The sequence below is a fragment of the Marinagarivorans sp. genome, from assembly GCF_982758155.1.
The window spans coordinates 43523-54561 of the sequence record NZ_CEXWTU010000008.1 but is presented as its reverse complement, the minus strand read 5'-3'; the positions used below and the strand labels follow the sequence as shown (position 1 = coordinate 54561).

The window sequence follows — 11039 nt, the reverse complement described above, 5'->3', positions numbered from 1 at the left end:
TAAGAAAGCCGATCTCTTCGCCTAATTGGATAAACTATTATTGCCTCGTCCCTTAAAAGAAAGATTTCTTCTGTTTTTTCAAATATTGCGCAACCAAGGTTTGGTTTGATGACTTGGCCATATCGGCTGCGCTTTTTCCGTCTTTGTTTCTTCTGTTGGTATCGGCACCGTTTTCTACCAATATCTTCGCGGTAGAAAGGTGGCCAGCTTGCGCCGCTAGCATGAGTGGCGTCAGGCTGATGTTATTCCTTGCTGTCACATCGGCTCCGCGCTTAATCAATTGTGCTGCGATAACATCATTGCCGTTTTGGGCGGCTAACATCAGCGGTGAATTACCTTGTTTATTGGCTTGGTTAATAATGCTCGCGGGTAGCATTAACTGTTGCGCTATTGCTGTATTCCCTTTTTTACTGGCCAGTGCGAGTGGTGTATTGCCCTCGCTATCTGTCAGTGTGGTGTCTGCTCGGGCGCCAACCAGAATGCTAGCGGCTGTGCTTTGGTCTTTGGCTACCGCCAGCCAGAGAGCGGTGCGTTGCAAGTCGTCTGTTGCGTCAATGTTGGCATTTTTGGCGAGTAATGCTTTCAGTAAATCAATATCACCTGATTCGGCAGCCCACATAATGGGTGTCTTATTATTGTGTAGTGTATTGATGTTGTCCGTATGGGTTAGTAGGCTCTGCGCAACAGCTTGGTGTCCCTTTCGTGCGGCAATGTTAATTAAGGGTTCTAAGCCTTTTGCGCGAGGCACAGCTGCATTGTTTTCAAGTAGTGCCACGGTAACTTCTCCGTGATCTTCTTGTACGGCTAGTGATAGGGCTGAGTCGCCGTCCGGTGTTAGTGCGTTAACATCGGCGCCATGATTAATGAGCTTCTCGACAATGTCTAAATGCCCATGCCATGCGGCCCGCATGACTGGGGTCAGCTCGCCATCATCGGTGGCATTAATAATTTCGCTGATGTTGTCGCTATTTTTAAGTAGGACTTCCGCGTGTTTGAGTTGTCCACGCCAAGCGGCAATGTTGAGTGGTGGCCAGTTTTTAAAGGGGTTGTTACCGTCGTTGACCATCTCGCTATTTAAGGCGATGTTTTTCGCGAGTTCGCTATCTGAGAGCTCAGAACGAAATTCGGCAATAGATTCTCTGTGGCCGGCATTGGCGCCATTCTCTTTGAGTAGCTCGCGTATCTCGTCAGTGTCTGCGTAATCTAAAGCGGTAAATAATTTTTTGTTTTCTGTATTGATGTTTGCCTTGCGAGCCAGCAGTAATTTAATTAAATCGATGTTGTTTTGGTTTGTGGCGTGATGTAGTGGGGTATTTTGAAGGTTGTCTTGGGTGTTGATGCTCGCGCCGTTTTTAATGAGCTGTATCGCTATGTGTTCATTGCCATTTTTGATAGCAAAAATTAAAGGTGTGTCGCCGAGAATGTTTTTCTTGTTGGTGGCCGCGTTGAGTTTTAATAGCAGGGTAACGGCTTCCGTATTCTTACGGTCGATGGCGTAAATAAGGGGAGTATTTCCGCTGCTATCAATACTGTTAATAAAGGCTTTTTGTGTATTATTGCCTAGGGCATTCTCCAGCGTTTGGAGATCGTTGGTGCGAATTAAGTTAATGATTTCGCTAACGGTTTGTGTTTTGGCTTGTTGTGTATTATGTGTTTTTAACGCATTGAGCTTATCGGAGGCCTTGGCTTCACCTTGTGCAAGCGCTTGTTCGTACCAGTGAATGGCTTGTTCTATATCTTTGTTCGTACCTTTGCCAGTTTCGTAGTAATTGCCTAGTGTATAGCTGGCTTTGGCGTTATTTTGTTGTGCGGATTTCATGAGCCAGAATGCGCTTTTTTCGTAATTACGCGTAACACCCTGGCCGCTATTGTAGAGTGATCCCAATAGAAACTGCGCATCGCTGTCACCGGTTTTGGACAGCTCGATTAGTTGTTGTTCGGCGGTATCAAAATTTTTGGTGCGAATAGATAAGCGGGCATCTTCAAGCGTTAGCGCTAGGCCTGCAGTGCCAATCGAGCAGCCAAGGGATAGCACTGCGATTTGGCAGAGTGTTGTAAATCGAAGCGGGTGTTGGGTGCTGAGGTTATTCTTGACCATGTTTTGTTTCTACCTCAATGCCAAGTTTTTCCAAGAATGGGGTTGGGAGTATGCCGCCGGCGCAAACGATAATGGCATCGTTCTGAAGTTTTGTTGTTTTGCCGTTGCTTTCAATCGTCACGTCTGTGGGGGTAATATTCTTCACGTTCGACTGCAATAAAATGGTGAGTTTTTGTTGTTGCTGCAGGGTGTTGGCAAGGTCGCGATTTTTCTGTTTGGCGCGATCAAAGCCTTCACCGCGGTAAGACAAGGTCACTTTTGTGCCAGGTTCTTGTGCAATGCTGGTGGCGGCTTCTATGGCGCTATCGCCACCACCTACCACTAATACATACTGGTTTTCGTATTGTGCTGGGTCTATAAGCCGGTAAACAACTTTGGTGAGCTCTTCGCCTTTCACTCCCAGTTTTCTGGGTGTCCCTCTGCGGCCTAGGCATAGTAATAAGCAGCGGCTGCTGTATTTACCTTTTGTTGTTTCAATACTAAAGCCCGTATTTCCTTCGTGTGGGATGGCGCTTTCGAGGCGTTCGTTGAAGTTAATATCCAGCTCTTGATCGTGGATAATTTCTTGCCACATTTCCAGTAGTGCTTCTTTGGAGGTTTCTTTCAGTTTCACCTTGCCGACCAAAGGCAGGTCGACGGGGGCTGTCATAATCATTTTTCGGCGAGGGTAGTGCGCGACTGTGCCGCCAAGCGAGTCTTGCTCAAGTATTAAAAATTTGAGTCCTTGTTTTTTTGCCGCTAAAGCGGATGCAATACCGGCTGGCCCGGCACCAACAATGACAAGGTCGTATTGCTCTTCATGTTTGGCGGAGGTGACTTTTTTGATGCCGTTGACTGCTTGAATCCCTTGCTCGATTGCGTTGCGAATAAGGCCCATGCCGCCAAGTTCACCGGCAATAAACATTCCTGAAACGTTGGTTTCGAATGTGGGGCTTAAAATAGGGATGTCCATGCCGCGCTTTTCGGTACCAAAGACTAGGGTGATAGCTTCAAAGGGGCAGGCTGTTTTACAGGCGCCGTGGCCAATGCAGTTGGCGGGCTCTACTAGCTCGGCCTTACCGTTGATTAGCCCAAGAATATCGCCCTCCGGGCATGCGCGTGTACATGCGCCGCAGCCGAGGCATTTATTGGGGTCGATTACGGGGTGCAGGCTGGCAGGTTCAGTTAACCCGGCTTCGATGGATTCTAGCTTTTTAATAGCGGCTCTTTGGTGCTTGCGACTTTTATAGAGCCAATATGCTACCCATACGATTAGCATGGGCAAAACATATACCGCTAACTCAATGTAATTCATAAACATCCTAAAATTGGAGCGTTAAGGGATGGGGGTTGTCCCTTGGATTTGTATCGCGTACGCCGTGGTACACAATGAAGTAAATATTGTTCATTGTGCAGGGGGATATGTCCATAGTTTTAAGCGTGCTTGGCTCGCTAATATGCTAAAGATTTAACTATGGTTGGTCGTCCCGCTACCGTCTGGGCGCCTAGCGCTAGGATACGCGTTATAAGGTCTATTATTCGTGCGTTTGTTCTCGTTATGAACCAATGTCAGTGTTTTTATAACGGTGGTGACTAGTGTACTCTATACGGTTATAAATTATGCCTCTGCGGGCTCTTTATACGCATAAGTTTTATTTGTGGTGTTTTTTTAACTCTCGACACCAAAAATGCTATTTGTTGTATTGCGTTAACTATGAGATTTCCTAAATGAATAGATTCCCTGCCAGTAATATCGTTTTGGGTATGACGATGTTGTGCTTGCTGGTTGGTACCGCCAATGTTATGGCTGCCGAACCTGCCACTGCGCCAAAAATTGCCTCGATTGATCAATTATTAAAAGGTTTAAAAGCTCGGTTAGAAGCGCAGCCGAATGATATGAAAGGTTGGGTGTTGTTGGCCCAGTCCTATAATCATTTAGGTTATCGCGATGAAGCTGATAATGCGGCTGCTAAAGCACGGGCTTTGGGGTATGACGGCGATATTTTTCCTTTACCTAAGGGGCACCCTAAGGTTGATACCGCAAGCGGTTCTAGTTCTGTAAAAATAAAAAAACATCACCACCGGAGTTTTGTTGGGAGTGATGCGGGAAGTTATGTATCTTCTTTTTTTGCCGAACAAGAAAAGCAGGAGCCAAAAGCGCCTGATACCGGGGAGTCTCAATGAATTCTGAGATTTTGACGTCGGCCACTGCAAGCGAGGGGAATCCCTCTGTAATCAAGCGTTTTCGTATATTTACAGTGCGTAAAGCCTTTACTTTACTGGTTGTGGTGTTACTGGCTATTGGTTGGAGTGTGCGTTCCGAGTATTTAATTTCTGCTGAGTATGGCTTGGGTTATGCGCTGGGTATTTTTGGTGCATCGTTAATGATCTTGCTATTAATTTATCCGCTGCGTAAGCGTTTAAATCGGAATCCTTGGCTCGTCTTTTCGACAAAAACTTGGTTTAAAATGCATATGGTGATGGGGGTTTTAGGCCCCGTTGCGATCTTGTTTCACTGTAACTTTGGTTTAGGTTCTACTAACAGTAATATTACTTTGGCTGCAATGGGGCTGATGGTCGGTAGTGGCTTGGTTGGGCGTTTTATTTATACGCGGATTCATTACAGTCTTTATGGTAAGAAAATGGTGATATCGCAGTTGTTTGCTGATCGCCAAGAAATGCATGACCAATTAGATTCTGATGGTTTACCTGATGATATTTTATTAAATAATTTATATGCCTTTGAGAAGAAAGTATTAGCTCGTCGTGGTGTGCTAGGTAATTTAACTAATTTTTTTGTATTACGTATAGCGAGCTGGTGGACATTAAGAACGCTGACCTTAAAGTTGAAGAAGATGGTCAAAAGCCCTAATTATTTACAAGGCTTAAACCGTAATCAGCGTCGCGAGTATTTTTATGTTTCGCGAGCCCACATGGGAAGCTATTTACTGACTTTACGGAAAATTGCCGGCTTATCGTTTTACGAGCGTTTATTTTCGATGTGGCACATGCTGCATTTGCCGATATTTGTGATGCTGATTATTACTGCTGTTGCGCACGTCTATGCCGTGCACGTCTACTAGTCGTTGCTTTTATGAAGCGACATCAATGAAATTTATTGTGCCTTGAATATGTCCTTGTTTTATCGTCGTTTATTTGCTGTCCTGAGCACTTATCTGAGTGTGTTTCTTTTAACCTTGAGCGCCAGTGCACTCGCGCAGGATGATTCCTTCTCCTTTAAAAAGCTGTTAATGCCAGGGCCGGTAGTGGCTGGGCATGCCGAGTATGAGAAGCAGTGCGATCTTTGCCATGGCGATAGCCGGCCGCAGTTGTGCCGTGATTGCCATGAAGAGATCGATGCCGATATTGTGGGCGTCGAAGGTTTTCATGGCCGTATGGCGGTATCGAAAGAGCTTGACTGCCTGGGTTGCCACACCGAGCACTTGGGCCGTGATGGCGATATTCTCAATTTTGATGCCGATACGTTTGATCATACGAATACGGATTACGAGCTCACTGGCAAGCATGGTGAAGTGCAGTGTTCGTCTTGCCACCAAGAAAGCAAAACTTATCGCGAAGCGCCGAGCCAGTGCTTTGATTGCCACGAAAAAGACGATAACCATAAAGGTGCTTTTGGCGAAGAGTGTAGTGACTGCCATGTGACCGATGGCTGGAAGGACAATCGCTACGATCATTCTGAAACAGAGTTTGCCTTGTTTGGTCGCCATGAAGAGATTGCTTGCGGTGCTTGCCACCCTGATCAGAAGTACGAGAATACCCCCACCGAGTGTTATGCCTGCCATGCCGTTAACGATGCCCATGCGGGGGTTAATGGGCGTGAGTGCGATAAGTGCCACAAAGTTACCGCTTGGGATGAGCTTGCTTTTGATCACAATGAGGATACCGATTTTAAAATTAAAGGCGGACACGAGGGCTTGAACTGTAATGCTTGTCACGAGCAATCGGGCTTTGAAAAACAGCCGAGTATGCGCTGCGTGGGTTGCCATATTAATGATGACAAACACTTTGGTCGCAACGGTCGAGAGTGTGACAGTTGCCACAATGAAAACAGCTGGAAGAAGCAAACCTTTGATCACGATGATGATACCGATTTTGAGCTGCACGGTAAGCATGTAAGCCTAAGCTGCGAGAGTTGTCACGGCACAGAGGAGACTAACAAAGCGTTAGCGTCGGAATGTGTGGATTGCCACAGCGCCGATGATGTTCACAAAGGGCAAGAGGGCAAGCAGTGTGCGCAATGCCATAACGAAGAAGGCTGGCAGGCAAAAGTACGTTTTGATCACAACTTATCTAAGTTTCCGCTAATGGGCATGCATGCGATTACCAGTTGTGAAAGTTGCCACGCCACCAAGACCTTCCAGGACGCTAAAACCACGTGCTACGACTGCCATCAGGCCGATGACAGCCATAAATTATCCTTGGGTACCGATTGTGCTAGTTGCCATACCCCGAATGATTGGAAGCTATGGTTGTTTGATCATAATACGCAAACAGACTTTAAACTGGATGGCGCCCATGATGGCCAAGCTTGCAGTGCTTGCCATACCGAGCCGGCTAAAGATGGCGTTAAACAAAATTCGGCGTGTATTGCTTGCCACGCTAACGATGATGAGCATAACAAACGTTTCGGTCGCACCTGCGAGCGCTGCCATGTCACTGAGTCGTTTAAAGTGATTGGAGTAAAGGTACGATGATTTCTATGCTACCACTGCGTTGGTTAGGCGCTTTAGTTTTGATGCTCAGCGTTTTCTGTTCAGCGAATGTCTCGGCAGCTGATGGCGATAAAAACACAGTTGAGGAGCCTACGGAGCAAGCTTTTACTTTTGATCATTTCGCCACAGGCTTCGCGCTTGATAACGCGCACGCGGATGTGGATTGTGAAAGTTGCCACTCCCGCGGGCGTTTTGAAGGCACACCTAAAATGTGTGTGGGCTGCCATGTCAATGGTGGTTTTGTGGAGGCCTCGGCCAAACCGCTTTCACATATTCAAACCACCGATAATTGCACCGATTGCCACACCACCATGGAATGGACCTTCGCGGTGCAGGTTGATCATTCGGCCGTACTCGGTAGCTGTGAAAGCTGCCATAACGGCACTACGACAACGGGCAAGCATCCGCAGCATATCGATAGCTCTAACCAGTGTGACGATTGCCACATTAGCGCGAGTTTTAGCTTGGTTAACTTTGACCACTCCGGTGTGACCGGCAGCTGTGCCAGTTGCCACGATGGCGTACAAGCCACCGGTAAAAGCCCAGCTCATATTTTAGCGACGAGCGATTGTGAGCTGTGCCATAGCACGACGTTGTGGTCACCGGTGATAAGGGTTGATCACTCGGCGGTTACAGGGTCTTGCGCTAGTTGCCATAATGGTTCGACGGCAACAGGTAAATCGGCGTTGCATATCAACACTACCGATAATTGCGATTCCTGTCACGGCACCACGTTATGGTCGCCAGTGACACGAGTCGATCATATAGAGGTGAACGGGACTTGCGCCAGCTGCCATAACAATACGGTTGCAAGCGGCAAGCCGGCTAACCATTTTCCTGCGAATAATCAGTGCGATGACTGTCATGTCACGAGTGACTGGAGCCAAGCTGTTTATGATCACGGCGATATTAATAACGGCTGTATCGCTTGTCACGATGGCGTATTTGTAGAAGGAAAATCAGCACTTCATATCACCACGAGCAATACCTGCGAATCTTGTCACAATACGAATATCTGGGCACCCACCATTACCGTGGACCATGATGAGGTGCAGGGCACCTGTTTTAGTTGCCATAACGGTGTGGCGGCAATGGGTAAGAATGCTACCCACATTGCCAGTAATAATGTGTGTGAAGATTGCCACTCTACCAATGCTTGGTCTGGCGCTAGCTTTAGCCATGATGGCATTACCGGTGGTTGTTCAACGTGTCACGATGGTGTAACCGCGACAGGAAAAAGCATTACTCACATTACTGCGAGTGGCGTTTGTGAGGCTTGCCATGCAACGTCATTTTGGTCGCCGGTTAACTTGGTGGACCACGCTGAGGTAACGGGTGAGTGTAGCAGTTGTCACGACGGCGCGGTCGCGCTGGGCAAGCCTGCTTTGCATATCGATACGACTGAAAATTGCACAGCTTGCCATGGCTCCTCGTTATGGGCACCAGCACAGCGCGTTGATCATATTGAAGTGAATGGCACTTGTGAAAGTTGTCACGATGGGGTGGTTGCGGGCGGTAAAGCTGCCGATCATTATCCGACCATAGGTAAGCAGTGTGATGATTGCCATATTACGAGCGATTGGAGCCAGGCGGTTTACGATCACGGGGGGATTTCTAGTGGCTGCGTGGCTTGCCACAATAATACGCTGGCACCGGGTAAAACACCGTTACATATTGCCACCATCGATGCTTGTGAGTTTTGCCACAATACCACTGTCTGGTCGCCCACAGTGGCGGTTGACCATACTGCGGTATTGGGGACTTGCTCGAGCTGCCACAATGGTACGGCGGCACAAGGCAAGCATGCTATGCACATTAATGTCAGCGAGACCTGTGATGCTTGCCACTTAACCTCAAACTGGTTGCCCGTCGATTTTGTGGACCATGATCAAGTGATAGGTGAGTGCGCCAGTTGCCACGATAATGTCATTGCGCAAGGCCAAGGTCCTAGTCATCCCCCGGTGGGGCCAATCCCTTGTCAATTGTGCCATCAGCCAACAATGCCGTGGAATTAGATTATGTGTAGTTATTTCTCGGCCTTTAAAGTGATGTTTTCTTGGGTATCCGTCTTTGCTTTACGTAAATTCTGTGGTGTTGCGATCTTGGGGGTGTTTTTTAGCCCCGGTGCGTTTGCCTCTAACGAGGTATTAAACGATCTTAATGTTGTAGAGACGGCTGAAGGTGTCGTGGTTGAGATACGTTATTTTCGCCCTCTTTTTTATGTGAGCCATTCACCGGAAAAGTCCGGTAAAAAGCTGCGGGTTCAGTTGCGCCAAAACAGTATTGATCTTGCTGCTGTCGCCGCGATGGGTGATAACGAAGAAACCTTAACGTGGTCGTCGGCGTTTGGGGCACCGGTCGACTCAGTGGTGCTTGAAGGTATACACACTGAAACCCCCATGCTTGTTGTTAACTTTTCTGAAAAAGTAAAATTTAATGCGCGCCATGCTAGTGATCATCAATCGATGATTGTTGTGATAGAGCGCGATAAATCAGAGGTTGTGAATACGCAGGTTTTTGAAGAGCCTGAAACCGAAGTTGCAGTGAATTTGGTGACGCAGCTAAAGCCTTTAGATTATGCAATGACCGACCTTTTAGATCGCGCGAATAAAGCAATGCTCGATCAAGATTATAGTCGCGCGGTGCAAATTTTTACCCGTATTCGCGCTGAAGGCAACGAGGTAATTAAACCGCCGATTCAAGAGCTCATTGGTTTGGCGCGTGAATACAAAGGGCAGTTGGCACACGCAAAAGCTGAATATAAACGTTATTTAGAGGATTACCCTAAAGGCGAGGGCGCGGTACGTGTTTCTCAGCGGCTTAACGCTATCCTTACCGCGGCTAATCAACCGAAGCGCCCTATAGCCGCCGAGCGCAATACGTTAGCGAGTAAAGGCGATAGCTGGCAAAAACAGGTATATGGTAGTTTCGGCCAGTATTATTTTCGTGACGAAATCACAGTTGCCGATGAATCATCGCGGTTATTACGTTCTGTTTTAAGTAATGATTTAAGCGTGATTGCGCGCGCGCGTAACGATCACTACGACTTTAAAGCGCAAGTGGCTGGTAATTACCAAAAAGATCTTAATTCAGAAACTGATCGCGATAAGTTAAACCCGAATTTACTTTCACTGGAGGGGCGCCAGAAAGATTGGGGTTTGTACGGCCGTATTGGTCGGCAGTCGCGTAATTCTGGTGGGGTTTTTGGGCGCTTTGACGGTGCTCATGCTTCATATGAAGCAACAGGAATCATTACCGTTAACGGTGTTGTGGGTTACCCCGTTGATTTCTCTAAGCGTGACGAAGTGAATACTGACAGAAGTTTCTACGGTGCCAGTGTCGATCTCGGGACATTATGGGGCGGTTGGGAATTTAGTGGGTTTTACTTTAATCAAGTGAATCAAGGTGCGTTGGATCGTGAAGCCATTGGTGGCGAAGCCCGTTATTACGACGGAGAAAAGTCATTATTCACCTTGGTTGACTACGATATTTACTACAATAACCTTAACGTATTTATGCTCAACGGTACTTGGACACTCAAGCAAGGTTTAACCGTAAATGGTAGTTATGATCGCCGCAGTAACCCGATACTAACAACGACTTCGGCTGTAATTGGTCAGGGCGGGCAAGACTTGGCCGACTTAAGTACGCGTTATACTTTATTGCAAATTACGCAATTGGCTGTGGATCGTACCGCAACGCTCGATACTGCAACCTTTGGCGTTACACAAACGCTGAATGACAATTGGCAGCTAAACGCCTCATTAAATACTTCAAAGTATGGTGGTACGGTTGCTTCGGGCGGGGTAGAGGGCATTGCTGCCTACGGGCAAGACTTTTATTATTCAGCGCAGCTAGTCAGTAATCGTTTTATTACAGACAGCGATAGCTTAATCGTTGGTCTACGCTATTCCGATACCGATCGCGCTAACACATCCACATTGGATCTCAATTGGCGTATACAGGCAACATCTAAGCTACGGTTTAATCCGCGTTTACGTCTTGATAACCGCAAAAGTAATGTGAATAACAATAGCCGTGTAATGACCCGCCCCGTGTTGCGAGTTAACTATGCGGTAAGGCGCGCGATTAAATTAGAGGTTGATTTAGGGTATGACTTTATTAGTGAAACCTTTGCCGATCAAGATGTTGAGTCGACAGGGTATTACATTAACGCCGGTTATCGCTGGCAGTTTTAACTGGCTGGATGAACCGGCTTTTTGAAAAAC

7 protein-coding genes are annotated in these 11039 nt (G+C 47.2%); 5 read left to right on the top strand and 2 right to left on the bottom strand.

From position 1 onward, the window contains the following. Positions 1-52: 52 nt before the first annotated feature. Together AC3A8L_RS02155 and AC3A8L_RS02150 are read right to left on the bottom strand one after the other, a co-directional pair. A complete protein-coding gene (locus AC3A8L_RS02155; RefSeq protein WP_487960575.1) occupies positions 53-2098 on the bottom strand; it encodes an ankyrin repeat domain-containing protein in 2046 nt (681 codons plus the stop codon). Continuing rightward, positions 2085-3392 (bottom strand): NAD(P)-binding domain-containing protein, encoded by a 1308-nt coding sequence (locus AC3A8L_RS02150; protein ID WP_487960574.1) that lies wholly within the window; start codon positions 3390-3392, stop codon positions 2085-2087. Before AC3A8L_RS02150 ends, AC3A8L_RS02155 begins: the two co-directional genes overlap by 14 nt. 413 nt (positions 3393-3805) lie before the next feature. Here AC3A8L_RS02150 and AC3A8L_RS02145 point away from each other — a divergent pair, with 413 nt between their 5' ends. From AC3A8L_RS02145 to AC3A8L_RS02125, 5 genes are all read left to right on the top strand, one after another. Then, entirely contained in the window at positions 3806-4261 is a 456-nt protein-coding gene (locus AC3A8L_RS02145; RefSeq protein WP_487960573.1) for a hypothetical protein, read from the top strand. Then, the gene (locus AC3A8L_RS02140; protein ID WP_487960572.1) at positions 4258-5160 is read left to right on the top strand and encodes a hypothetical protein; all 903 of its coding nucleotides are present in this window, start codon (positions 4258-4260) and stop codon (positions 5158-5160) included. Before AC3A8L_RS02145 ends, AC3A8L_RS02140 begins: the two co-directional genes overlap by 4 nt. 99 nt (positions 5161-5259) lie before the next feature. Next, on the top strand, positions 5260-6792 hold the full coding sequence (locus AC3A8L_RS02135) for a cytochrome c3 family protein (protein WP_487960571.1): 1533 nt from the start codon (positions 5260-5262) through the stop codon (positions 6790-6792). Then, positions 6789-8825, top strand: a complete 2037-nt coding sequence (locus AC3A8L_RS02130; protein WP_487960570.1) for a hypothetical protein — start codon at positions 6789-6791, stop codon at positions 8823-8825. The genes AC3A8L_RS02135 and AC3A8L_RS02130 overlap by 4 nt, the downstream gene beginning before the upstream one ends. A gap of 3 nt (positions 8826-8828) precedes the next feature. Next, on the top strand, positions 8829-11009 hold the full coding sequence (locus AC3A8L_RS02125) for a hypothetical protein (protein WP_487960569.1): 2181 nt from the start codon (positions 8829-8831) through the stop codon (positions 11007-11009). Positions 11010-11039 lie beyond the last annotated feature (30 nt).

Excerpts from the sequence above, each read along its gene's own strand:
- AC3A8L_RS02150 (WP_487960574.1), bottom strand. The coding sequence starts at position 3,392 with ATGAATTACATTGAGTTAGCGGTATATGTTTTGCCCATGCTAATCGTA.
- AC3A8L_RS02145 (WP_487960573.1), top strand. The coding sequence starts at position 3,806 with ATGAATAGATTCCCTGCCAGTAATATCGTTTTGGGTATGACGATGTTG.
- AC3A8L_RS02125 (WP_487960569.1), top strand. The coding sequence starts at position 8,829 with ATGTGTAGTTATTTCTCGGCCTTTAAAGTGATGTTTTCTTGGGTATCC.
- AC3A8L_RS02140 (WP_487960572.1), top strand. The coding sequence starts at position 4,258 with ATGAATTCTGAGATTTTGACGTCGGCCACTGCAAGCGAGGGGAATCCC.
- AC3A8L_RS02155 (WP_487960575.1), bottom strand. The coding sequence starts at position 2,098 with ATGGTCAAGAATAACCTCAGCACCCAACACCCGCTTCGATTTACAACA.
- AC3A8L_RS02130 (WP_487960570.1), top strand. The coding sequence starts at position 6,789 with ATGATTTCTATGCTACCACTGCGTTGGTTAGGCGCTTTAGTTTTGATG.